At 26.4% G+C, this 26,019-nt stretch carries 27 protein-coding genes; 22 read left to right on the top strand and 5 right to left on the bottom strand.

The features are described from left to right. The first annotated feature begins 36 nt into the window (after positions 1-36). From ACN6I1_RS07585 to ACN6I1_RS07575, 3 genes are all read left to right on the top strand, one after another. Complete coding sequence (locus tag ACN6I1_RS07585; protein ID WP_021431338.1) at positions 37-174, top strand: hypothetical protein; 138 nt, start codon at positions 37-39, stop codon at positions 172-174. Between the two features lie 123 nt (positions 175-297). Further along, a complete protein-coding gene (locus ACN6I1_RS07580) occupies positions 298-2,010 on the top strand; it encodes an ABC transporter ATP-binding protein (protein ID WP_419741464.1) in 1,713 nt (570 codons plus the stop codon). 16 nt (positions 2,011-2,026) lie between these two features. Beyond that, positions 2,027-3,817, top strand: a complete 1,791-nt coding sequence (locus tag ACN6I1_RS07575; protein ID WP_419741463.1) for an ABC transporter ATP-binding protein — start codon at positions 2,027-2,029, stop codon at positions 3,815-3,817. A gap of 49 nt (positions 3,818-3,866) precedes the next feature. Here ACN6I1_RS07575 and ACN6I1_RS07570 read toward each other — a convergent pair whose 3' ends face one another. Continuing rightward, the gene (locus ACN6I1_RS07570; RefSeq protein WP_025162627.1) at positions 3,867-4,430 is read right to left on the bottom strand and encodes a manganese efflux pump MntP family protein; all 564 of its coding nucleotides are present in this window, start codon (positions 4,428-4,430) and stop codon (positions 3,867-3,869) included. A gap of 125 nt (positions 4,431-4,555) precedes the next feature. Next, positions 4,556-4,939 carry a hypothetical protein gene (locus ACN6I1_RS07565; RefSeq protein ID WP_419741462.1) on the bottom strand — a complete coding sequence of 128 codons (384 nt, stop codon included), beginning with the start codon at positions 4,937-4,939 and terminating at the stop codon, positions 4,556-4,558. A gap of 270 nt (positions 4,940-5,209) precedes the next feature. On the opposite strand from ACN6I1_RS07565, the gene ACN6I1_RS07560 reads away from it, so the two are divergent. From ACN6I1_RS07560 to ACN6I1_RS07550, 3 genes are all read left to right on the top strand, one after another. Beyond that, positions 5,210-6,106 carry a DMT family transporter gene (locus tag ACN6I1_RS07560; RefSeq protein ID WP_419743299.1) on the top strand — a complete coding sequence of 299 codons (897 nt, stop codon included), beginning with the start codon at positions 5,210-5,212 and terminating at the stop codon, positions 6,104-6,106. Positions 6,107-6,278: 172 nt separating this feature from the next. Then, positions 6,279-7,502, top strand: a complete 1,224-nt coding sequence (locus tag ACN6I1_RS07555; protein ID WP_419741461.1) for an MDR family MFS transporter — start codon at positions 6,279-6,281, stop codon at positions 7,500-7,502. A 67-nt stretch (positions 7,503-7,569) separates the two neighbouring features. Continuing rightward, complete coding sequence (locus ACN6I1_RS07550; protein WP_419741460.1) at positions 7,570-8,124, top strand: flavodoxin domain-containing protein; 555 nt, start codon at positions 7,570-7,572, stop codon at positions 8,122-8,124. Positions 8,125-8,148: 24 nt separating this feature from the next. On the opposite strand, the gene ACN6I1_RS07545 is transcribed toward ACN6I1_RS07550, so the two are convergent. Continuing rightward, complete coding sequence (locus tag ACN6I1_RS07545; RefSeq protein WP_419741459.1) at positions 8,149-8,946, bottom strand: M55 family metallopeptidase; 798 nt, start codon at positions 8,944-8,946, stop codon at positions 8,149-8,151. A 137-nt stretch (positions 8,947-9,083) separates the two neighbouring features. Here ACN6I1_RS07545 and alr point away from each other — a divergent pair, with 137 nt between their 5' ends. The 4 genes from alr to moaA all read left to right on the top strand — a co-directional run bounded on the left by alr (position 9,084) and on the right by moaA (position 12,727). Next, positions 9,084-10,223, top strand: a complete 1,140-nt coding sequence (gene alr / locus ACN6I1_RS07540; RefSeq protein WP_419741458.1) for an alanine racemase — start codon at positions 9,084-9,086, stop codon at positions 10,221-10,223. A gap of 2 nt (positions 10,224-10,225) precedes the next feature. Further along, complete coding sequence (locus tag ACN6I1_RS07535) at positions 10,226-11,155, top strand: S66 peptidase family protein (RefSeq protein WP_419741457.1); 930 nt, start codon at positions 10,226-10,228, stop codon at positions 11,153-11,155. A gap of 131 nt (positions 11,156-11,286) precedes the next feature. Continuing rightward, entirely contained in the window at positions 11,287-11,787 is a 501-nt protein-coding gene (locus tag ACN6I1_RS07530; RefSeq protein ID WP_419741456.1) for a MogA/MoaB family molybdenum cofactor biosynthesis protein, read from the top strand. Next, a complete protein-coding gene (gene moaA, locus ACN6I1_RS07525) occupies positions 11,771-12,727 on the top strand; it encodes a GTP 3',8-cyclase MoaA (RefSeq protein ID WP_419741455.1) in 957 nt (318 codons plus the stop codon). The genes ACN6I1_RS07530 and moaA overlap by 17 nt, the downstream gene beginning before the upstream one ends. Before the next feature lie 33 nt (positions 12,728-12,760). Here moaA and ACN6I1_RS07520 read toward each other — a convergent pair whose 3' ends face one another. Then, positions 12,761-13,168, bottom strand: coding sequence for a GtrA family protein (locus ACN6I1_RS07520; RefSeq protein ID WP_021433127.1), 408 nt, complete (start codon positions 13,166-13,168; stop codon positions 12,761-12,763). A gap of 206 nt (positions 13,169-13,374) precedes the next feature. Between ACN6I1_RS07520 and yiaY the strand changes: the two genes are divergently transcribed. Then, complete coding sequence (gene yiaY / locus ACN6I1_RS07515) at positions 13,375-14,544, top strand: L-threonine dehydrogenase (RefSeq protein WP_419741454.1); 1,170 nt, start codon at positions 13,375-13,377, stop codon at positions 14,542-14,544. A 130-nt stretch (positions 14,545-14,674) separates the two neighbouring features. Here yiaY and ACN6I1_RS07510 read toward each other — a convergent pair whose 3' ends face one another. Continuing rightward, the gene (locus ACN6I1_RS07510; RefSeq protein ID WP_419741453.1) at positions 14,675-15,751 is read right to left on the bottom strand and encodes a M24 family metallopeptidase; all 1,077 of its coding nucleotides are present in this window, start codon (positions 15,749-15,751) and stop codon (positions 14,675-14,677) included. A gap of 205 nt (positions 15,752-15,956) precedes the next feature. Here ACN6I1_RS07510 and ACN6I1_RS07505 point away from each other — a divergent pair, with 205 nt between their 5' ends. The 11 genes from ACN6I1_RS07505 to ACN6I1_RS07455 all read left to right on the top strand — a co-directional run bounded on the left by ACN6I1_RS07505 (position 15,957) and on the right by ACN6I1_RS07455 (position 25,772). Further along, positions 15,957-16,550, top strand: a complete 594-nt coding sequence (locus tag ACN6I1_RS07505; RefSeq protein WP_021433124.1) for a DUF3793 family protein — start codon at positions 15,957-15,959, stop codon at positions 16,548-16,550. Between the two features lie 114 nt (positions 16,551-16,664). Beyond that, the gene (locus tag ACN6I1_RS07500) at positions 16,665-17,462 is read left to right on the top strand and encodes a Cof-type HAD-IIB family hydrolase (protein WP_419741452.1); all 798 of its coding nucleotides are present in this window, start codon (positions 16,665-16,667) and stop codon (positions 17,460-17,462) included. A 212-nt stretch (positions 17,463-17,674) separates the two neighbouring features. Beyond that, complete coding sequence (locus ACN6I1_RS07495; protein ID WP_419741451.1) at positions 17,675-19,090, top strand: YfcC family protein; 1,416 nt, start codon at positions 17,675-17,677, stop codon at positions 19,088-19,090. 106 nt (positions 19,091-19,196) lie between these two features. After that, entirely contained in the window at positions 19,197-19,415 is a 219-nt protein-coding gene (locus ACN6I1_RS07490) for a hypothetical protein (RefSeq protein WP_419741450.1), read from the top strand. A gap of 167 nt (positions 19,416-19,582) precedes the next feature. Then, positions 19,583-20,527: an alpha/beta hydrolase gene (locus ACN6I1_RS07485; protein ID WP_419741449.1), complete on the top strand. Its 945-nt coding sequence runs from the start codon at positions 19,583-19,585 to the stop codon at positions 20,525-20,527. A 152-nt stretch (positions 20,528-20,679) separates the two neighbouring features. Next, positions 20,680-20,976 (top strand): hypothetical protein, encoded by a 297-nt coding sequence (locus ACN6I1_RS07480; protein ID WP_021433120.1) that lies wholly within the window; start codon positions 20,680-20,682, stop codon positions 20,974-20,976. Between the two features lie 409 nt (positions 20,977-21,385). Beyond that, positions 21,386-22,015: a DUF4397 domain-containing protein gene (locus tag ACN6I1_RS07475; protein WP_419741448.1), complete on the top strand. Its 630-nt coding sequence runs from the start codon at positions 21,386-21,388 to the stop codon at positions 22,013-22,015. A 66-nt stretch (positions 22,016-22,081) separates the two neighbouring features. Then, entirely contained in the window at positions 22,082-22,903 is an 822-nt protein-coding gene (locus ACN6I1_RS07470; RefSeq protein WP_419741447.1) for an alpha/beta hydrolase, read from the top strand. A gap of 18 nt (positions 22,904-22,921) precedes the next feature. Continuing rightward, positions 22,922-23,932: an acyltransferase family protein gene (locus tag ACN6I1_RS07465; RefSeq protein ID WP_419741446.1), complete on the top strand. Its 1,011-nt coding sequence runs from the start codon at positions 22,922-22,924 to the stop codon at positions 23,930-23,932. Between the two features lie 12 nt (positions 23,933-23,944). Then, positions 23,945-24,589, top strand: coding sequence for a peptidylprolyl isomerase (locus ACN6I1_RS07460; RefSeq protein ID WP_419741445.1), 645 nt, complete (start codon positions 23,945-23,947; stop codon positions 24,587-24,589). A 121-nt stretch (positions 24,590-24,710) separates the two neighbouring features. After that, positions 24,711-25,772: a lysylphosphatidylglycerol synthase transmembrane domain-containing protein gene (locus ACN6I1_RS07455; protein WP_195946027.1), complete on the top strand. Its 1,062-nt coding sequence runs from the start codon at positions 24,711-24,713 to the stop codon at positions 25,770-25,772. The last annotated feature ends 247 nt before the right edge of the window (positions 25,773-26,019 follow it).

The following is a 26,019-nucleotide window of genomic DNA, read 5'->3' as shown; positions in this document are numbered from 1 at the left end:
ATATTCTATAATATAGGTTTTATTATGGAGGAATATATGAAAAATAATTGTATGATTGTAGGAATAGCGATTGGGGTTTTAGCTGGAGTATTATTTACAAGAATAAATTTTACAACACTTATTACTTTAGCACTTGGAATATGGATTGGATATTTTTTATCAAATAAAAAATAGAAGCTATCTCATGATTATGAGATAGCTTTTTTATTATTTTAAAATGTATGATTTATTATAAAACGTAAAATGGATATAATAAATAGTATAAAGTACATATAAATATATTGGGGAGGTGGGCTTGTGAGACACTTTATGGTTTATATGAAAAAATATTTTGCTTTATTTGTTTTAGGTATAGTGTTGGTTAGCTTTGAAGCTATTTGTGATTTGATGCAACCTACGATATTGGCTAACATTATAGACATAGGTATAGCAAATAAAGATATGAATTATCTGATAAACAAAGGATTTTTAATGGTAGCGATAACAATAGCAGGAGCCGTTTTTGCTATTTTAAGAAGTATAATTTCAACAAATGTATCTCAAAAATTTGCTAGAGATTTAAGGAGCGATGTATTTGAACATATAAATTCATATTCATTTGAGAATATAGATAAAATAACTAAAGGATCTTTAATAACTAGGAGCACTAATGATATTAACCAAATACAACAATTTGTAAATGGCTTAATGAGAATAATAATAAAAGCACCTATACTTTGCATAGGCAGTTTTATATTAGCCATGAAGCTAAATTTAAAACTTTCAATAGTGTTATTAGTTGGTATAATTATTATATTTGGAATAATTATCATAAATTTAAATATAGGAACACCTTATTTTAAGAAAGTTCAAATATCTTTAGATAATTTAAATTCAAATTTAAGGCAATATCTATGTAACATAAGAATCGTTAAGTTATTTAATAGGGTAAAGTATGAAGAAGAAAAATTTGAAAATGTGAACATGGATTTATTAGAAGTAACTGAAAAAGCTATGAAAATTAGTGCTGTATTTAAACCGACAATAACTTTAATTTCAAATATAATAATAGCAGCTATATTATACTTAGGATCAAAATTAATTTTAAAAAATGAAATTGAAGTAGGGGTTATTGTAGCTTATATAAATTATATAGGGCGAATATTGACCTCATTACTTATGATAGCTCATATTTTTAATGTGTTTATAAGAGCAAAAGCGTCTAGTGAAAGAGTTATAGAAGTTTTAGATACTCAAAATGATATAGATAAGAGAGGAAATATAAAAATAGATATCAGTGGTAGTTTAGAATTTAAAAATGTGAATTTTTCATATACTGATAATGAGAAAGTATTAAACGATATAAGTTTCAAAATAAATCAAGGAGAACATATAGGAATAATTGGACCAACAGGAAGCGGAAAAACAACTTTAATAAGTTTAATAATGAAATTTTATAAAATAGACAAAGGAATTTTAAATATAGATGGAAATGATATAAATGACTTGGATAGCAAAAACTTAAGAGAGCATATTGGATTAGTTCCACAGAAAAGTACTTTGTTTAATAAAACTATAATTAATAATATAAAAATGGGAAATAGAAAAGCTTCATTAGATGAGGTTATAGACGTATGTAAAATATGTGAATGTGATGAATTTATAAATAGTTTTGAAAGTGGGTATGAACAAATGGTTGGGGAAAATGGAGCCAATTTATCAGGAGGGCAAAAGCAAAGAGTCTGTATAGCTAGAGCATTAATAAAAAACCCTAAAATTTTAATTTTAGATGATTCATTTAGTGCTATGGACATAAAAACTGAAAATAGAATTAAAAATAATATAAAAAACTACCTAGATAATACTACATACATAGTTGTTTCTCAAAAGATTAGTTCTATATTAGATATGGATAAAATAATAGTTTTAGAAAATGGGAAAATAGTTGGTTTTGATAATCATAGCAGTCTATTAAAACAATGTGATATGTATAAAGAAATATACAACTCTCAAATATCGCCAGATGTATAAGGGTGGTGGGTAATCAATGAAAAGTAAGATTGAAAGTAGATTTACGCCAAGGAAGAAACCTAAAAATACGAGAAAGACAATTTTAAGACTTTTAAAATATTTTAATAATGAGAAAAAAACATTAATACTAATAAGTATTTTAGTTTTTTTAGATTGTTTAATTGTTATATTAATACCGCTTTTAATAGGAAAGTGCATAGATATAATAGATATGAATGTACTTGGAAAATCTATATTTAAAATAACATTGGGAGCTTTAATTAGTTTTTATCTAATTGACTCAGTTGTAAGTTTATTTAAGGAATTTATAATAATAAATATGTCTCAAAGGGTTATAAAAAAAATACGATCATCTGTTTTTTCAAAGCTCCAAACATTGCCTATTGCATATTTTGATGAACATAAAAATGGAGATTTAATGAGTAGGATAACTAATGATATTGATAATGTAAGTAGTGGAATATCAAGTTCAATAGCTCAGATAATTACATCTATTATAACTATTTTTGGAACCGTAATTATGATGTTTATATTAAGTCCTCAGCTTACAATATTAAGTGTAATTACAATGCCTCTGGTTATTATACTAAGTAAATTTATTGCGAGAAGAAGTAAGTCATTTTTTAAAAACCAACAAATAGAATTAGGGTTATTAAATTCACATATAGAAGAAAATATAAAAAATATGAATGTGATAAAATCTTTTAACTATGAAGAGGACTCAGTAGAAAGCTTTAATGAAATAAATGATAGGCTTTTAAAAGAATCTTTAAAAGCACAGATATATAGTTCGCTCCTTATGCCTATGATGAATGTTATTACAAACATATCATTTACGCTTATTTCAGTAGTAGGGGCATACCTTTCAATAAAGAATATAATAACTGTAGGAACTATAGCTACGTTTTTAAGTTATACAAAGCAATTTACTAGGCCTTTAAATGAACTTGCAAATTTATTTAATACATTTCAGATATCAATAGCTGGATGCGAAAGAGTTTTTGAAATATTAGATGAACAGGTAAAAGAAAAACATGTAATTAAAGGTGTTAAAAGTAAAAATATGTTAAAAGGGGATATAGAATTTAAAAATGTATGGTTTAAATATGGAAAAGGTGATTATATATTAAAGGATTTAAACTTTAAAATTAAAGATGGAACAAGCAATGCCATAATAGGTACAACTGGAAGTGGCAAAACAACGATTATAAATCTTATAAATAGATTATATGAGCATGATAAAGGAAAGATTTTAATAGGAGGATATGATATTAACGATTATGATAAAGAATACTTTAATAACTCGTTATCAATTGTATTACAAGATATATACTTATTCAATGGAACAATTTTAGACAATATAAAGTATTCAAAGTTAGATGCTACAAAAGAAGATGTAATTGATGCATGTAAAATCTCTAATTCACATAGTTTCATAATGAAATTAAAAAACAATTATGATACATGGATAGAAGAAGGCGGAGATAGTTTAAGTATCGGCCAAAAACAATTAATAAGTATATCAAGAGCTATACTAAAAGAATCACCAATATTGATTTTAGATGAGGCTACAAGTAGTATAGATACTAATACAGAAAGAAAAATACAAGAAGCTATAAAATATGCGATGAAAGACAAAACCAGTATAATAATAGCACATAGATTAAGTACTATAAGATATTGCGATAACATAATGGTAGTAGATAAAGGGGTAATAGCTGAAAGTGGAACGCATGAGCAATTAATGAATAAAAAAGGCATTTACTACGATAGTATATGCTCACTAAACGGAGACAACATGAATTAAGGTGACATTTAGATCTTCTAGATGTCACCTTAAAACTTAAAATATGTAATTAAAAGAAATAATTTAAAAAACCAGTATGTTCGTTAAAAATATTAAAACCTATTAAAATAAGTATTATTCCTCCTGAAAATTTAGCAAAACTTCCTAGAAAATTCCCCACCTTATTTCCTATTAATACACCTAAAAAACAAAGTATGAATGTTATTATGCCTATGCAAAGTATTATAGGCAGTATTGAAATATTTAAAAATGAAAAACTAATGCCTACTGCAAGAGCATCTATGCTAGTAGCTATAGCTAAAATAAATATATCAAAATTACTTAGTTTAGATGACTTAGAACCATCATCTTTTGAAAAAATCATATTTAGACCTAGAAAACATAGCAAAATTAATGCTATTACGTGGTCAATAGACTTTATATATTCAGAAAATCCAATCCCTATTTTCCAACCGATAAGAGGCATTAAAGCTTGAAATAATCCAAAAGAAAATGCAATTTTAAGAGCAAGTTTAAAATCTAATTTTTTTATACACATACCTTTAGACAATGATACAGTGAATGCATCCATAGATAGTGCAACAGAAGTCATTAATATGAAAGTTATGCTCATGAAAATCCTCCCTATATATATTAAAATAAAATAGTTCAATATTAATATATATAGGGATATATATGCAAATAGTCCAAGTTTTAAAAAAAAGCGTACTTTACTATTTGTAAGGTACGCTTTTTAAACTATTTCTCTAATTGTTTTAATTCTTTTTTTATTTCTTTATCTATTTTTTTTATTTCTTTATTTTCATCTTTTATTATTTTACTTTCTTCTTTTTCTAGTTCTCTTTCTTCTTTTTTCATTTCATGTTTTAATTCTTTAGCAAACTTGTGATCATCATGTTCTTCTTTTTTTATTTCGCTGTTTATTTCCTTAGATTCTTTTTTACATTCTTTTTCTAACTCTTTTTCTTCTTTCTTCATTTGATGCTTTAATTCTTTAGCAAATTTATGTTCTTCATGATTTTCATGCCTAAGTTCTTTTTTATCTTCATGTTTAGATTTTAAACATTCTACATCTTTTTTTAATTCGTCTTCTATGTGTTTTACTTCATTTTTAACAGTCATCTTTAACATCTCCTTAAGAATAATTGATTTAATAATTAAATCTTAGCACTCGTGCCAAAATATGTAAATAGATAGCAAAAAACGTCGAAAGTTTTATATTTTCTAAAATATTACACACATCAAAAATATGAATAATTTTAATCTAATTATATAAATAGGCGAAATTTTTTACAATTATGAAAATTTATACATAAAGTTTTTATAGATTATAGAAAAAGTGCTAAATAAATAATATAATAATATGAGTGGGTAAAAAAGGAGGGGGTTTTTATAAAAAAGTATAGTGGAGAAATTGGATTATTATTAGTATCTCTGATTTGGGGAAGTGGATTTGTAGCAACTCAGCTTGGGTTGGAAAATGGACTTACTCCATTTCAATTAATGACAGGTAGGTTTTTTATAGGTGCACTTTTAATAAGTGTAATATTCTTTAAAAAACTTAGAAATATAAATAAAAAAGATATTATTTCAGGGGTATTACTTGGTATATTTTTATTTATAGCATTTTCTTTTCAGACGTTTGGATTGAAATATACAACTTCAGCAAAAAGTGCATTTTTAACAGCTGCAAATGTTGTAATGGTACCATTTGCAGGATGTATTTTATATAAACGAAAGATAGAAAAAATAGGAATTATAAGTAGTTTAATTGCACTTATAGGAATAGGAATAATTTCATTGGAGTCAGATTTTCGTATAAGTTTTGGAGATGGACTAACATTAATATGTGCAGTAGGGTTTGCTATGCATATATTTTTAACTAGTGAATTTACAAAAAAACACGATCCTGTCGTACTTACATGTATACAAATGGCAACAGCATTTTTACTATCGTTGATATTACAGGTTTTTGCAGGAGAATCAAGTACTACTATAAACAGTTCAACTATAGGATCTGTGCTATTTTTAGGTGTATTCAATACAACTATATGTTTTCTTGGGCAAACTATATGCCAAACTAAAGTTGATGGAACTAAAACAGCAATATTATTATCCACTGAAGCAATATTTGGAATGCTTTTTTCTGTAATAATAGCAAAGGAAATAATAACGCTTAGAATGATTTTGGGAAGTTTATTTATATTCATAGCTATTATTTGTGCAGAAACAAAATTAGCATTTTTATTTAAAACAGAAGATTCGTTAGAGCTTAATGAAGCTGAATAAAACATTAGATAAGTCATATTAAATAGATTGAATATTTTAATATGACTTATTTTATTTTTATAATATTTGGAAAATTACAAATTTATTAGAATGGTTTATTTTAAAAGTGGTTTTATATGAGCTAGAAGTAATATAATTATATAGTATAAAACAATTTGTGAGGAGGAATGCTATGGGAATTAATAATTTATTAAAAACATACGAGGGCTTGTCAAAAGAAGTATATGTTTTGTTTATTGGAAGGATTGTAAATAGTTTAGGGGCTTTTGTACATCCTTTAATGGCTTTGATTTTAACTCAAAAAATTGGGTTATCATTATCTGAAGCAGGTATGTTTATAACAATACTATCTGCATTTCAAGCACCTGCAATGATATTTGGAGGGAAATTAGCAGATACGATAGGAAGAAGAAAAGTTATAATTATTTGTCAGTTTCTTGGAGCCTTAACACTTATAGCTTGTGGGTTTATGAAACCTTCGATAACAATGGCAAAAATAATGATTTTGTCATCTTGTCTATATTCAATTTCATCACCTGCATTTGAAGCTTTAAATGCAGATATAACAACATATAAAAATAGAAAGGCTTCGTATTCTCTTTTATACATGGGAAGCAATATAGGGTTTTGCATAGGACCTATATTAGGGGGACTTTTATATGAAAATTACTTACCACTTATATTTATAGGAGATGGAATTACAACTTTAATAGCATTAGTCTTAATAATTTTATTTGTAAAAGAACGAAAAATAAATGATGAAAATTATGAAAACGAAGAGATTTTAAGTGATTTAGAACAAAAGGTAGAAGGTTCTGCATTTAAGGTTTTGATTCAAAGACCTACACTAATATTCTTTTCTTTAGGAGTATTGATGTACTATTTTTCATATTCACAGTGGGGATTTGCATTGCCGATACAGTTAGAAGATTTATTTGGATCAAATGGAGCAAAACTTTATGGATTGCTAGGTGGAATAAATGGAGTAGTAGTTATAGTATTTACACCTATAATTACATCTTTAACAACAAAAATGAATGTATTAAAAGCTATGTCTATTGGAGGGTTATTTTATGCAATTGCATTTTTTATGTTTGGAATAGTAAATACCGTAGTTTTATTTTTTATAGGTGTATTTTTAATGACAATAGGAGAAATTTTAATAGTTATAAATCAAGGAACGTTTATTGCGAATAACACTCCAGCATCACATAGAGGAAGAATAAGTTCGATACTACCTTTAATATCAGGGATTGGATTTGCAATAGGACCTATGATTATGGGTGATATGATAGAAAAATACAATATATTTGTAGGATGGATGATTGTTGCAACAGTTGCTACTTTTGGAATGATTACGATGATGATGATAAAAAAGAGTATGAAAAATAATTAAAGGAAAATGAACAAATGAGTCATATAAGTATATATAAGAAGAAATAACTGTAAGATGAGGTGTTTATATGAGTAAAAAAATTGCAGTAATATATAAAACTAAATATGGTAGTACAAAAAAATATGCAGGATGGATTGCTTTGAAGTTAGATGCAGATTTATATGAAATTTCCGATATAAGGTCAAAACATTTAGACGAATATGAAACTATAATATTTGGAGGTGGCATATATAGGGGAAAAATAAATGGATTAAACTTTATTGACCAAAATTATAATAAAATAAAAGATAAGAATATTTATATTTTTTCAGTTGGAATGGAAAGTATAAGTGAAAATAGAAAAGAATCATTAATAAAAAATAACTTTAAAAATATAGAAGAAAAAAATGTTGGATTTCACAATTTTAAAGGAGGATTAGATTATAGTTCACTAAGCTTCATAGACAAACTTATGATGAAAGTACTAAAAAGCATGATAGACAAAAAGACTAAATCAGATTTAACAGAAGATGATAAAGTTGTTTTAAGGGGATTTGAAGAAAAAATAGACTTAACTGATAAAAAATCTATTAAAGAATTGATAGATAAAATCAATTCATATAAAAGTGCTAATGATAATTAAATTTAATTATCATTAGCACTTTCTTTAAATAAACAAAAACATTCTTAAAAACTCATAATAATCATCTGTTGAAAAAGATATTGTTTGAGTATTTATTAATTTACATTTTGGATAGAAAGAAGCTTTATAAGCATCGTAGTGATTTTTAAATTTTATTTCTATATCAAAGGAATCGGGAAGCTTTATTAGATGTCTAGAAAGATCACCTGAAAGAGCTTGTTCCACACCCTCTTTTATATTTTTTAAAGCTATATCAGGATGAATAGAAATAGATGCATTTCCTATTCCTTTTGATACAGGTACTGTTACTATATTTGGGTTTAGTTTCTTAGCGTTTTTGCAAAGAAGTTCATCCCCACTTAAAAATGCTACAGGAACATTAAAGTAAGCACTTGTATATGCATTTACCATAAATTCTGTTGCGATTTCGCCATTTATCTTTACATAATCATATTTAGAACTATTCATTGTATGAGAAAGTGGGTTTCCATCTTGACTAGCTCCACTATGATATCCTATAAAAATAGTTGCATCAAAAGTAGGGTCGATACCTGCCATCATAATAAGAGGACCATTAGTCCATCCTCTAACTAAACTTACATTTGTAGGAAGTAAAGATGGATTAATATTTCTAGCGCTATCATGAGCATCTTTTACTAAAATGTAATCACAATTATTTTTGTTAGCTCCATCACAAGCTGATTTAACCTCTTTAGTCATTTGAGTTTTATGATATTCTGAATGAGCACAATTAAGATTGGTTTCATCCCAATTTACAATTCCACATGTACCTTCTATATCAGCACTTATATATACTCTCATAAGATTTCCCCCTAATCTTTATTAAAATTAAAATTATTAAGAGGACTGTCTATTAATAATTTTAATTTTCATATAATAGATATAGTTATTTAAATTTTAAAATATACATATAAAAAGCGTATTAATGGAGGAAACTTATGAATTTGACAAGAGATACTTATTTAGAGATTGATTTAGATATAATAAATAAAAATATATGTGAGATAAAAAAATATATTTCAAAAAATACAAAATTAGCTATAGTAGTTAAAGCAGATGCATATGGGCATGGAGCAGTTCAACTATGTAAGAGTATAGATAAAGAAAATGCAGATTATATATGTGTTGCAGCTATAAGTGAAGCTTTTGAATTAAGAGAAAATAATATAGATTTACCCATTTTAGTAATGGGATATATTCCAGATAATTACTTAGAGCTGGCTATTGAAAAAAACATAACAATTACAGTGTTTTCAACTAAGCAAGCTAATATAATTAATGATATTTGCAAGACAAAAAATATTAAAGGCAAGATTCATATAAAAATAGATACAGGATTTAATCGATTAGGATTTAAAATTAATGAATCTACTATTGAAGATATAAAAGATATTATAAATTTAGATCATATATTTGTGGAAGGAATTTTTTCCCATTTAGCACTTAAAGATAAGATATCTGATTATGAACAATTCAATAAGTTTAAAAACATATTAGATGAAATTTTAAAATATAAAGATATACCTATAAAGCATATATGTGACAGTATAGGTATGGTAGCTTATGAGGATTTTCATTTAGATATGGTTAGGGTTGGATCTAGTATATATGGATATAATAGCCGTAAATCAAATTTAAATTTGTGTGAAGCTATTACATTTAAATCAAAAGTAATACAAGTAAAAAGGCTTCTTAAAGGCGAAGGTGTAAGTTATGATTACTCATACATAGCAAATAAAGATATGAAAATAGGTATTATACCGTGTGGATATGCAGATGGAATACCGAGATGCCTATCAAATAAAGGTTATGTATATGTAAATAATAAAAAATGCAATATAATAGGTAAAATTTGTATGGATCAAATGATTATAGATATAAGTGATATAAATGAAAGTGATTATGAAAAAGATGTTGTCTTTTATGGAAAAAATGGACCTAATATTTTAGAGATTGCAAACTTATGTGATACAAATAGAAATGAAATACTTGTATTAACTTCAAGAAGAGTTGATAAAGTTTATTTAAAAAATAATAAAATAATAAAAAGTTTAAACTATATAATGGGGGATGATTAATTATGATATTTCCAAAACAGTTAAAAAAGGGTGATACAATAGGAATAATAGCACCATCAAGTCCGTATAAACCTGAGAGCAAGGATTCTTTAAACTTTGAAATTGACCAAATAAAAAAAACTATTGAAAGTTTTGGATATAAAGTAAAAATGGGAGACACTTGCTATCTAAGCTATAAAGGATATTTAGCAGGTGATGACAATACAAGAGTTAAAGACATAGAAACAATGTTTAAAGACAAAAAAGTTGATGGGATTTTATGTCTTAGGGGTGGATATGGAACACCTAGAATACTTGATAAAATAAACTATGATATTATAAAAACAAATCCAAAAGTATTTATTGGGTACTCAGATATAACTGCACTTCATATAGTTTTTAATCAATATTGTAATTTGGTAACTTACCATGGAATAATGGCATCAACATCACCAAACTGGCATGACTTTACTTACAATTCTTTTAAAAATATGATTAATATGAAAGATAACTTAGCTATAGAAAATCCTATGGGAGAAGAATTATATACTATAGTAGAGGGAGTTACAGAAGGAAAAATAATAGGTGGTAATTTATCATTGATAGCAAGTACTATGGGAACTAAATATGAGATTGATACTAAAGATAAAATTTTGTTTATAGAAGAAGTTGGAGAACAAATATATAGAATAGATAGAATGCTTACACAATTAGAATTAGGAGATAAATTTAAAGATTGCAGAGGTATTATATTTGGAGATTTTGAAGATTGCAAAAAAGAAAAAGCTGATGATTATGAGTTATATGATTTACTATCAGATAGAGTTAAAAAGTACAATAAACCTTGTATATACAACTTGCAATCAGGACATTGTAATCCAATGATAAGTATACCTTTAGGCGTAAATTGCAAATTAGATGCTACAAATAAAAATATATATTTTAGTAGATAGAAAACAGCAGTTACATAAAATTTTATGTAACTGCTGTTTTAACTTAAAGATATTAAAAGAGGTTACTATCTAACATAAAAAATATATGGTAGAATTATGTATATACATAAGAGATTTAAAGAGGTGGATATATGTTTAATGTAGCGATAATAACTTTAAGTGACAAAGGTTCTATGGGTAAAAGAGAAGATATAACAGGAAAGAAGCTTGCTGATTTTATAAATGGCAAAGAAGAATATGAAGTTAAATATTACACTATGATTCCTGACGATAAAGAAATGCTAAAAAATGAAATTATAAAACTATGTGATTTAGATTTAGATTTGATATTAACTAATGGAGGAACTGGATTTTCTAAAAGAGATATAACTCCAGAAGCTACAAAGGAAGTTATTGAAAGGGAGATTCCAGGAATTAGTGAATACATAAGAATGGAATCTTGCAAAATAACTAAAAGAGCAATGCTTAGCAGAGGCATAAGTGGGATAAGACGAAATACGGTTATAATAAATTTACCAGGAAGTCCTAAAGGAGCAATAGAAAGCATCGAATTTGTAATAGATACCATAGGACATGGGATAGATATACTAAAAGGTGAAGCTGTGGAGTGTGCAAATGATAGACAAGTATAACAGAGAAATAGACTACTTAAGAATTTCTTTAACCGACAAATGTAATTTAAGTTGTATTTATTGTATGCCTAAAAAAATTGAATTTGATAAGAATATAAATGATATATTAAGTTTTGAACATTATAAATTTATAATTAAAGGATTTTCAAAATTAGGAATAAAAAAGGTAAGATTTACAGGTGGAGAACCTCTTATCTATGATAAATTACAAGACCTTATAAAATACACAAAAGAAAATTGTAATATCGATGATATATGTATAACAACAAATGCTATAGGTCTTTATGAAAAAATAGATAAGTTAAAAGAAAATGGATTAAAAAAAGTCAATATAAGTTTGGATTCCCTAGATGAAGATAAATATAAAAAAATAACTAGAGGTGGAGACTTAAAAGAAGTATTAAAATCAATTGATAGATGTGTGGAATTAGGCATAAAAGTAAAAATAAACTGTGTTTTAATAAAAGGATTAAATGATGATGAACTAAATCAATTTATAAATTTAACAAAAAACAAGGAAATAGATGTTAGATTTATAGAATTGATGCCTATAGGAGAAGGTTTAAAAATATTTAAAAATGGATATATCAATTTAAAAGAAGCTTTAAATAAAATAGAAAACTTAAAATCTGTACAAAATGAAGAAAAAAGTGTTGCATCTTATTATAAACTTGGAAATTCTAAAGGAAAAGTAGGAATAATTACACCTATGAGTTGCTCGTTTTGTAGTGAATGTAACAGAATAAGAATGACTTCTAATGGGAAAGTAAAATTGTGTTTACATTCAAGTGAAGAGTTAGATATTAATAAGTATTTAAACAATGAGAGTGAGTTTACTAATTTGATAGAAAAGTATATATATGAAAAACCAGAAAAACATAAATTAATAGAGAATAAAAAGAGTGATACAAAAAGAAATATGAATCAAATAGGTGGTTAAAAAATTAAAGATATATATTAAATAGGTTACTATTTAATATATATCTTTTTTTATTACAGCTCTCATCATAAAAAAGACAGGAGGAGTAGAAAAAACTGGAGCAAATAAAGGTGCTATAATCTCATTAATATGAAGTATGTTTACAAATAAGATTATTATTATCATATTTAAGAAAAATTCAAATACGTAAACTAAAGAAGACAATAAAAACTTTTTAGCTGTATAATTAGATTCTTTAAAGGTAAACTTTGAATTTAGAAAATATGAAGCAGATACACTTATTAAACTAGTTATAGAATATGCTACTAAATAGTGAATTTCTAAAAACAAATACAAACTAATATAAATCATTTGAGAAATTATAAAATTTGTTATACCTATAGCATTAAACTTAAGGTATTCTATAATTTTCATTTTATACTTTTTTAAAATTAAAATCATTACACTTTCTCCTTAATATTGACTAATGATGTCGTTGAATGTAAAAATATTTCATAATATAGTATTGGTTTTATAATAACATGATATTTACATATAAAAAACAAAAAAACTATATACATAAGGAAAAATGTGGTATATAATTATAGTGTGTTAAATAAAAAACAAATAATAACGCTTAAAAAAACGTTTAACAAGGGGGAAAAGACATGAGTTATGCATTTTTTATGCCGAATATAAGTTTAATGGGACCAGGGTGCGTTAAGAAAATAGCAGAAGAGATAACTTCAAGAGGACTTAAAAAAGCTCTTATAGTATGTGGAAAAAGATCTTCTAAAAGTGAAGAGTTCAAAGGGGTAACAGATCTTTTAGAAGAAAATAATATAGATTATGTAGTTTATCCAGGATCTATACCAAATCCAACTGTAAAAAGTGTTATGGATGGGGTTGAAATATTAAAAGAAAATGACTGTGATTTTGTAATTTCTTATGGAGGAGGATCTCCTCATGACTGTGCAAAAGGAATTGCATTAGTTGCAACAAATGGAGGAAATATAAAAGATTATGAAGGAATAAATAAATCTTCTAAACCTCAATTACCTTTAATTTCAATAAATACAACAGCAGGAACAGCTTCTGAAATGACAGTATTCTCTATAATAACAGATGAAGAAAGACATGTAAAAATGGCTATAGTTGATAAAAATGTTACGCCAATACTTGCAGTAAATGATCCAGAGTTGATGGTTAGTATGCCCAAATCACTAACAGCAGCAACAGGAATGGATGCTTTAACTCATGCAGTTGAGGCATATGTATCAACTGCAGCTACACCAGTTACTGATGCTTGTGCTCAAAAAGCTATAGAGCTTATAAATAACCATTTAAGAGATGCAGTAGAAGATGGAAATAACATGGAAGCAAGAGATATGATGGCTTATGCTGAATACTTGGCAGGAATGGCATTTAACTCAGCTTCACTTGGATATGTACATGCAATTGCACATCAACTTGGTGGTTTTTATGATTTACCACATGGAGTATGTAATGCTATATTACTTCCAGAAGTACAAGTATTTAACTCTACAATTTGCAGTGCTAAGTTAAAGGACGTAGCTAAGTTTATGGGTGTTGAAACTAAGAACATGAGTGATGAAGAAGGAGCAAAAGCTTGTATAGAAGTTATAAGAAAATTATCAAGTGATATAGATATACCAGCAGGCCTTAAAGAGCTAGGAGTTAAAGTAGAAGATTTTGATATTTTAGCAGATAATGCACTTAAAGATGCTTGTGGGTTAACTAATCCAATAAAAGCAACTCATCAAGATGTAAAAGATATACTTACAAGAGCGATGGGGAATGCAACTGAACTTGCTTAAAAATTAAATAAATTATTATATATCAAAAAAGATTATCTTAGCTTAATTTAAGATAATCTTTTTTTGTATAAATTATAAATATGTAGGCATAAAAAAAGCATAGACAAAATGTTTGTCTATGCTTTAAAATTTATCCAACTATAACTAATTCTTTATCATGTTTATTTAAGTTTTCATGACCATCTTTTGTAACTAGAACTAAATCTTCTATTCTAACTCCGAATTCACCTGGTAGGTATATACCTGGCTCAACAGAGAATATCATACCTTCTTGAACACAATCAGTATTAACAGAAGAAACATCTCCCATATCATGACACTCAAGACCTATAGAGTGACCAGTTCTATGAGTGAAGTATTTTCCGTATCCTTTTTCTGTTATATAATCTCTAGCAGCTGCATCTATATCACAGAATCTAACACCTGGTTTAACTAAAGATATAGCTCTTTTATTAGCTTCTAAAACTATCTCAAATACTTCTTTAGCTTTTTCAGGAGCTTCTTTATAGAATACTGTTCTAGTCATGTCTGAACAGTAGTTATCTTTTACACAACCTATATCAAGTATTATAGCGTCTCCAGCTTTAACTTTTCTATCTCCAGGAGTACCGTGTGGGTCTGCTCCAGTTGGTCCAAATCCTATTATAGGAGAGAATGAGAAACCATCAGCACCTAAATCTTCATATATTCCAGATAATTTGTTAGCAAGTTGCTTTTCTGTTAAATCTGCATTTATAGTATCTTTTAATCTCTTCATAGCTTCATCGTTTAAAGCAGAAGCCTTTCTCATTAAATCCTTTTCCTCTTCATCTTTAGAAGATCTTAAAGTATCTACTATGTAAGAAGAATTTACAAATTTACAATTTGGACATAAATCCATTAAAGCTAATAAGAATTTAGCAGGCCAGTTTTTATCAACACCTATAGTACCAACTTGATCTAAACCGTTGGAAACGATTTCAACTGAATTTTGAGTATCGTTAAACCAAACCATTTCAACACCTAAATCTTCAGTAACAGGGAATAATTCGTTTATAAACATCTTATTATTTCCATTAACATTTATGTATAATGCTAATAATCTTTCTCCTGGATGTATCATTTTTCCTGTTAAGTAGAATATTGCATATGGATCACTAATTAACATTTGATCTATGCTATTTTTCTTCATTTGATCAAGAACAGCGTTTAATCTTTGAGTTTTCATATATCCATCTCCCTTTTAATTGTATAAATATCGTACAAGTAAATTTTAACATAAATTTATATAAAATGTAAAATAATTTAATTAAATGAAATTTAAATGGATTATAATAATAAAATTTAATATATAACTAAAAAGATATTGAAAATCATTATCAATAATGTTAAAATTAATTATGATAATGATTTTCAATTAAGTGGAGGTTAATATGAATATAAAATGTGATTACTCATGTAAAAATAGAATAGATTCGTCATACATAAAATGGATATTAGAACTTTTAGGGCCTGTAATTTTAGGATCAAAGCCTAGTGAAATATTAAATATTTCACTTAATGACAACAATAAAGAATATAAAATAAAAGAAATAGAATCTTTTTTCAAAAACTGTTCTAGATTAAAATATGAGATAGTTTATAAGGATAATGGGGAAATAAAAATACTATTTATAAATAAAGATGCTCTATCGGAAACTTTAAAAAATAAAAAATGCGTAAATTTTCTTAAGTTTATAGGATATCCAAATTACTATACACTAGATAATTATATAAAATGTTTATTAGATAAGTTAAAAGAAAATGAATTTCCACATGAAATAGGTATATTTTTAGGATATCCGCTAAAAGATGTAGTAGGATTTATGGGATATGGAAATTATGAACTTCAGAAGACAAAGTATTGGAGAGTATATGGAAATACTGAAATTTCAGATGAAATATATAATAGATTTTTAGAAGATAGGAAAAAAATGAGAAATATGCTAGAGAAAAAATCTCTTGATAGAATAAAAAAAGTAGTTTAAATAAATTGTTACTATCAAAAACTGATTCAAAAGTGTAAAAATAAGAAGGAAATGGTATTAATATACTAGAATATAATATAATTGAAATTAAATAGGCATTTAAAGGAGGCAAATATGAATTATAAATTGATAGTAACAGATATGGATGGAACCTTGTTAAATGGAGAGCATGAAATCAGCCAGAAAAATAAAGAAGCTTTGAAATTTGCTGCTGATAATGGGGTTAATGTAGCTATTGCAACAGGGAGAATTTATGAATCAACTATTAAGTACGCTAGAGAGTTAGGAATAAAAACCCCTATAATATGTTGTAATGGAGCTTTGATTAAAGAGTCGACTGGAAATATAATATACGAAAGTCAAATAGAAAATTATATATGTAACAATATAATTGATGTTTTAGAAAAAAATAATATATATTATCAGTGCTTTACAGATGATACTATATTTACTACATATATAAACGAATGGCTTAGAAAATACCAAATGCAAGAAGATTTAAATATAAATATAATTGAAAGTGAAAATATAAAAGAGCAAATAATAGGAAAAAATATTTTGAAGTTTTTAATTATCGAAAGTAATTTAGAATTACTTTCTAAAGTAGAAGAGGAGTTAAAAACTATTCAAGATATAGAATTGACAAAATCTTTCTTTGACAATATAGAGGTAATGAAAAAAGGAGTTAACAAAGGGAGTGCTGTAGAAAGTTTAGCTAAGCACTTAAATATAGAAAAGAGTGAAATAATAACTTTTGGAGACAATCATAATGATTTAAGTATGATACAATATGCTGGCATGGGAGTTGCAATGGGGAATGCTGAAGATATAGTAAAAGAAAATGCAAACTTTATAACTTGTAAAAATACTGAAGATGGTGTGGCACAAGCAATAATTGAACTATTAAAATAAATAAAAAGCATAGGCGTGAGCTTATGCTTTTTTATATATTGAGTTTAAAAGTTATAAATTTCAGAAAAAAATAAAAAATTCAAATATTAATTACCAAAATATGCTATAATTTTAGTGAAAAGGGTTATATAAATATAGAATTTGACGTAAATGACTGTCACAAATTTATCAATCTAAAATAAAAAAAAGGGGTTATTATAGGGAGATGAATTATGAGTAAATCAGAGGTTTTAGAAAACAACAGAAAAAAGAAAAAGATTAGCATTCCACATACTTTCACGATAATCTTTGCTTTGATTATCGTTATGGCTGGTCTAACTTGGATAATACCAAGTGGGCAGTTTGATAGGACTGAAGTTGATGGAAGAAGCGTAGTTGTACCAGGAACATATAAAGTAGTAGAATCCAATCCACAAGGAATACGAGAAATATTTAAAGCTCCAATAGATGGATTTATAGATGCTGCAGAAGTTGTAGGGTTTGTAATATTAGTTGGAGGAGCATTTGGAATTGTAAACAAAACTGGAGCTATAGAAGCAGGTATTGGGCATACGATTTCCAAAATGAAAGGGTTGGAGTTTTTAATTATTCCAATATGTATGATTTTGTTTGGATTAGGAGGGACAACCTTTGGGATGCACGAAGAGGCACTTCCTTTTTACATCATATTTATTCCTATGATGGTAAGTTTGGGTTATGATTCCCTAACTGGAATGGCAGTGGTATTTATTGGAGCAGCTGCAGGAACAGCTGCATCAACAATAAATCCTTTTTCAACTGGAATAGCACAAGCTTTGGCTAATATAGCACCAGGATCAGGGATTGGATATAGAAGTATAATTTTTGTAATTATAATGGCAATATCTATCGCATTTGTTATGTTACATGCCAATAAAGTTAAAAAAAATCCACAAAAATCAATTGTATACGAACTAGATAAAAAAAATAGAGAGCATTTTGTAATGGGTGATTCAAATATAAAACCATTTACAAAAAAAGAGTTAGCTGTTTTAGTTACATTCACTGTTGGTATGGCAGGTATGGTTTATGGAGTAGTTGCCAAAGGATGGTATATACCAGAAATCTGCATGATATTCTGTGCAATGGGAATATTATCAGGGATATTTGGAGGATTAAAACAATCTGAAATTGTAGAAGCCTTTGAAGAAGGAGCAAAAGATTTAATTACAGCAGGTCTTGCAATAGCATTAGCTCGTGGAATAGTAATAATTGCACAAAATGGATTTATAATAGATAGTATATTAAATTCAGCAGCAAACTTATTAAATGGACTTCCAAAGTCAATATTTATAGTTTTAACATTCCTGCTTGAAAGTGCTTTAACTATTTTAATACCATCATCATCAGGGCTTGCATCACTTACAATACCAGTACTTGCTCCACTTGGTGATTTGGTAGGAGTTTCATCACAACAAATAGTAACAGCGTTTCAATTTGGATCAGGATTTATGAATATGATTACACCTACGTCTGGAGTTTTAATGGGAGCATTAGCGGTAGCTAGAGTTCCTTGGGATAAATGGCTTAAATTTATAGCTCCTTTACTAATTACAATTACGATACTTGGAATTGGATTCTTAGTTATAGGACTTCAGTTTGGTTTTTAAAAATAAAGAGCATATGCTCTTTATTTTTTTGTAAATGATTTACTAGAATTTAATTTATGAAAATAAGCACAATAAGTATGAGTATAGTTTAGAAAGGAGTATGAAAATGACTAATAATAAAAAACAAAATTTAACAAAAGTTGAACTTTACAAACAAAATAAAGAAGAAATAGCACAAGAGTTGGGAATAAATGGATATGAATCAACAGAAGTTAATGCAAAACTTGCATCTGAAGGTGAAGCTAAATATAGTAAGAAAACAATGAATAGAAAAAGTCACATAAAAAATGGCAGTGGTGATTACAAAGGAAGAATGGATTTATAATATAAAGTATTATTTAAAAGGAATATATAAATATATATTCCTTTTATTTTTATAATTATAGATTATTATTCTAAGTATGTTTAAATAATTGATTACATAATGATATAATATAATAAAATAATTTTAATATACATAAAATTTAAATTATTGTAATAGTGGAGGGATTTATGAAAATAAGTAATTTTACATTTAAAGGGGAAGAAAATACTGACATATATGTATATAAATATGAGCCAATAGAAAAAGAAAACATAAACGGAATTGTTCAGATTTCACATGGAATGTCAGAAGAAGCTGGTAGATATAAAAGATTTGCAAATTATTTGACTGATAATGGTTATATAGTTTACATAAATGATCATAGAGGTCATGGAAAAAGTGCAGAGAATATAAATAGAATAGGAATACTTGCTGAAAAGGATGGCATACATTGTATAGTAAAAGATTTAAACAAATTAACTAAAATTATAAAGACTGAAAATAATGGATTACCTATATTCTTATTTAGTCATAGTATGGGATCATTTGCAGCTCAAAAGTATATAATTGATTATAGCGAAGACATAGATGGAGTAATACTATCTGGTACAAATGGGTTACATGGAATAGAAGTTGATTTAGGATTTTTAGTTGCTAAAGTTATGAGCAAAATTCAAGGAAGAGAGAAAAAGGCTTATTTAATAGACAAACTAGCTTTTGGAGGATTTAATAAAAAGTTTAAACCAAATAAATCAGAGTTTGACTGGCTTAGTAGAGATTTTAAAGAAGTTGAAAAATATATAAAAAATGAATATTGTGGAGTAGTTTTTAGTAATGGATATTTTTATGATTTATTTAAGTTATTCAAAGAAATTAGAAACATAAATAATTTGAAAAAAATAAATTCTAAATTACCTATATATATATTTGCAGGAGATAAAGATCCTGTTGGTAAATTTGGTAAAGGTGTAACTAAGTTATATGAGAATTATAAAAAAGTAGGCATAGAAAATGTTGAGTTCAAATTGTATAGTGGTGGAAGGCATGAGATGTTAAATGAAATTAATAAAGATGAAGTAATAAATGATACTATAAATTGGATAAAACAGAATAATAAATTGACTAATCAATAAACATTTTAAAAAGTATTTTTGTTAGTTCAAACTTATAAAAGATAGTAATTAGAAAATTATGTTAAATAAATATCTTAAGAAGTATATAAATTTTGATATTTATGGTAAAATATAAATAAAGCAAAAGAAAAGCTTTGCTTAGGGGGGAGAATATGGGTAGATTAAAAACTAGAAAATGTCATAAGTGCAAGCATACTCTAAAAAGTAAGAATTTTGTACAATTCAAAAATGGAAAACCAATATGTGGCATATATAAAACTGGGATACCAGACGAAATATTCTTTAAAGCTAAATACTGTAAAAATTTTGAACTAGCAAATAAATACAATATAGTTGAAATGGTAGATAATTTTATGAAAAAGCTGAGAGGTTGTAAAGAATGTGAGAAAAAACCTAAAATCAGTGAGAAAAAAAGTAGAGTAATATCAATAAATAAAGATGCTAAATAGGAAATATTAATATATTATATATTTTAAACTTCTACAAAGTATAAATTTGTAGAAGTTTTTTTGCGTTTAAGTAATGTTATATCAAAAAACTAGAATAATCAAAGAAATATGTGCCTATAAAGTAATTTTGTCTTGGGAAATGGAAGTTTTTTAAAATAAAGGGAAAATTTAATGACGACATGAGTGATGCTGATTTTTTATTTTAAATGCAAATACAACACTAGATGACAAAATGGAATATAAAAGCTTACATTGATATGATAAAAAAAGATAAAAAACGCCCTAACCCTAGTAATTACAATGGTTTTATTACCCAGGTAATAAAAAATAAACGCTAATTGTGGAAGTGTCATATGTCGTATAAAAGACATATAATAAATTATGTTATATCTTAAAGGGGGAGGTATGTATGAAAATAAGAGTTAATAATGATGCATCATATATAAGAGTTTTTAATGCTACGGCAAATAGCGATAAAATTGATGTATATATTAATGACGTACTTGTATTTTCTGATGTTAGATACAGAGAATTTGTTCCATATACACCAACATTTCCTGGGGATTATACGGTCAAAGTATATGAATGTGGAAATAGTGAAAAGTTAATACTAGAACAAGAGTTAACTATAGCAGGTGGAAATGTAGGCACTTTGGTTATAACAGGGATAATGCCAAAGCTTATGCTACTTGCAGTTTTTGAAGATCCAAATGAAAAAACTTGTGAGTCTAATGCAAAATTTAGAATAGCACATTTATCACCTACAACAGAGCCGATAGATTTAACAGTAAATGGGGTAAAAATGATAGATGAAATTCCTTTTGGAAAAAGAACTAATTATGCAGAAGTTCCTATAGGAGTATATGATTTTACAATAGAAGAAAGTAATGTAGAATCGGAAGAAAGTAATTATGGAATAAGAATAAGTAAAAAAATTGAATTGAAAGACAATAAAATTTACACAATTTATTTAATTGGGGATGTACCAGATATTGAAATTATACAATCTTTAGATATAATAACTTATATGAACAAATAATTAGGAAGTACCTCAATAAACTTTATTGAGGTACTTCTAACTAAAAGAGATAAGGAGATAAATTACATGAACAAAAATAGACTAAAAGAAAGTATGCTTAAAGTTCCTTTGGTATATAACATTGTAACTGCAAATATTAAAGATTCTAATATACAAAGTTATGATACTAATTATGGAAATCATAAAAGACAATATTATAAGTTTTTTAACTTTGATGACAAAAGCCCTATAATATTTTTTGTTCATGGAGGAAGCTGGTGGCATGGAAGCCCAAAGAGATATTCTTATATAGGTAAATATTTTAATAAAAAGGGATTTAATGTAGTTTTAATTTCATATAGACTTGTTCCTAAATTTACATATCCAACACAGATAGATGATATATTTAACGGATTTAAACATTTCCTAAGCAATGAAAGAGTTATGGGTGATAGGAATAAAGTTTATGTTATGGGGTATTCAGCGGGAGGAGAATTAGCAGCTAATCTAGTTTTTAATAATTATTTTCATAAAAAGTATGGTATAGACAAACATGTATTTAAAAAATTCATATCTATATCTGGAGTGCTAAATTTTAGAGCATGTACTAGAAAATATGCAAAATCAATTATTAAAAATTATGCAAAAGGACAGAATATAGATAAAGTAAATCCTATAAACTTGATAAAAGGAAATGAAGATATACCGGTACTTTGTATACATGGCAAGTTGGACTCATTGATAAATCCTGAATGTTCGGTAAGCTTCGTTGATAAATTAAATAAGGTTAATAAATCAAAACTAGCAAAATTGATTATTTTAGATAATATGTATCATAGTAATATACTGAATATAGCAAGGGGAAATGGCAAAAAAGATTCAAAGGTTATTTTAGACTTCTTAAACTAATGAAAAGAGGATCATGAATTGGGAAAAGGTAGCAATATTGAAAAAAGAGATTATCTAATTGATAATCTTAAAGTTATTTTAATGTTTGCAGTTGTATTTGGGCATACAATAGAATATTATATAAATCAAGATGATACGTTAAAAAGCATGTATATGTATATATATATATTTCATATGCCTTTATTTATATTTATATCTGGATATCTATCTAAAAAAGGTGTTAAGTCAAATTTGGTTTTGGTTAAAAAGCTTTTAATACCATATATTTTCTTTGATATAATTTGGTACATTGGAGCTTATATAGTTACAGGTAAAAATATGTTTTCTATATTTTATCCTGGATGGACATTGTGGTATTTACTGAGCTTATTTTTTTGGAGGATATCCATTAAATATTTAACAAAAGTAAAATGGATAGTTCCTATAAGTTTTGCCCTAGGACTGTTAATTGGGCTTGATAGTATGGGACAAAATTTTTTATCAATATCTAGAACTATAGCGTTTTTACCATTTTTTCTTATGGGGTACTATACAGATTCAACAAAACTTAATAAAATAAACAATATGAGCAAAGGAATTGGTTATTTTATAGTAATAGTTTTTATTTTAATTGCAATATACATATCGAAGTATGATGTAGTAGGGTATAAGTTCTTATATAATTCATATGCATATAAGACTAATCAACTAAATATGATACAAGGTTTAATAGGAAGAAGCTTACTTTATTTAGGATCTATAATACTTAGTATAGGTATTATAAATGTAGTTCCAAATAGAAAGTTTTGGTATAGTAAATATGGTAAAAATACTATGAATATATATGTATTTCATATATATTTAATTGTTATAGTAATACATTTTATACCAAGTTGGAATATTAGTTTATTTTATAATCTTGTTATAATATTAAGTCCTATATTAATAATGATTTTATTGTCAGGAGATTTTGTAAATTATATATATAATTTTATTTTTAATCCTATAAACAAATTGTTTGATTATATAGCTAACTTAATGAAAATATAAAGGGGGATTTAGATGAAAAAAATAACTAGAAAAATAATATTACTAGTATCAGTACTGTGTTTAGGATTAATGATTGGATGTTCTAAAAAGGATGGATCAGAAAAAGAATATACCAATAAACCAATTGATCCACCAAAAGAGCTACCAATAGCGACTATAAAAGTTAAAGATTATGGAACTATAGAAGCGGAACTATACCCACACTTAGCTCCAAATACAGTTAATAACTTTATAGAACTTGCTAACAATAAATTTTATGATGGACTTATTTTCCATAGAGTGGTAAAAGACTTTGTTATACAAGGTGGAGATCCAGAAGGTAGTGGGACAGGAGGACCTGGATACTCTATAAAAGGAGAATTTGATGACAATGGATTTAAAAATGATATAAAACATGAAAAAGGCGTATTATCTATGGCTAGAAGTCAACAACCAGACTCAGCTGGAAGTCAGTTTTTCATAGTTACAAAAGATGCAAAAAACTTAGACAAGCAATATGCCGCTTTTGGAAAAGTAATAAAAGGAATGGATGTTGTAGACAAAATAAATAATGTAGAGGTAGGTTCTAACGATAAGCCTAAGAAAAATGTTGTTATAGAGAGCATAAGAGTTGATACTAAAGGTGTAGAATATAAACCTGCTGAAAAAATTAAATAGATGTTAAAATAAGAGCAGATATCTGCTCTTATTTTTTACGCTAAAAATTAAAACTATTGAAATAAAAGCAAAAAATAGTATACTTATAAAAGGATGGGTAAAATCGATTAGGAGAAATATTATGGACATATTAACTAAAAGACAAAAAGATATATTACAGTATACCTTTTTATTATTTTTAATTGTATTGACTACATATTTGGTGTGTACGACTCTAAATATAAATGTTTTATCTAAAATTATTAAAATTATAAATTTAAAATATATAGCATTAGGATTTTTATGCATAATAATGTATATAATATTAGAAGCTTATATACTAAAGATAATATTAAATTCAATTCATAAAACGAAAATTAAGTCGTTGGGATTTAATATAGGAACAATGGGTTTGTATTATAACTTAGTAACACCGTTAGCTTCAGGAAGCCAACCGATGCAAATTTATGCTTTGACAAAATCAAAGGTTCCTGTAAGTAAAGCTACTGCAGTTATAGCAAATAAGACTGTTATATTTCAAACTGTAGTTACGCTATATTGTGGTATATTGCTGTTTAATCATTATATATATTTAGAAAGAGAGCTAAACTCTATAGTTATATTAGTTGCAACTGGTATGATTATGAATATATTTGCATTGAGCTTTGGGATTTTAATAATATATAGTCCTAAAAAAACTAAGAAAATAGTAAATATAGCATTAAATATATTAAAAAAGATAAAAGTATTTAAAAAATTAGAAGATAAGCAAGAAAGTATAAATAAATTTATTGATGAGTATAATTATTCAATTAAGCTATTTTTAAATGATAAAAAGTCATTAATAAAATCTTTACTTTTTACGATAGTTCAACTGACTTTGTATTTTAGTATAGCTTATTGTATATACAGATCATTAAGTTTGAATTCTCAGTCATATGGACATATGTTAACATTACAGGCTTTTTTATATATGGCTGTATCTCCTGTTCCAACACCTGGAAATGTAGGGGCTAATGAAATTGCATTTTTTACTATATTTAAAGATGTAATTCCTAAAGAATTATTAGGATATTCTGTATTTTTATATGGAATATTTATATATTACTTTATATTATTATTTTGTGGAATTTTTACAATTAGATACCATTATAAAATGAAAAAAATAAGAAAAAATGAAAGTAGTAGTAACATTAATTCATAAAAACTAATATTATATATAAATAGTAAACCACAACATTAGAGGTGACATGAATGTTTATATCAGTTATATTGTGGAGTTTAGTAATTTGTATTATTACTTTAGGTATTTACTATTTATATGACGATAAAAAGTCAAAAAACGATGATAAAGAAGATTTGTATTAAATTTACTGAAAAAGAAAAGTATTTATACTTTTCTTTTTTTTTGCGCTTAAGGAAATTATGGTTATTAAAAATCTATGGATAAC

The organism is Paraclostridium dentum, assembly GCF_048568265.1.
Lineage (GTDB): Bacteria > Bacillota > Clostridia > Peptostreptococcales > Peptostreptococcaceae > Paraclostridium > Paraclostridium dentum.
Note: the sequence above shows the minus strand (reverse complement) of the source record. Positions and strands in the feature narration are given on the sequence as shown.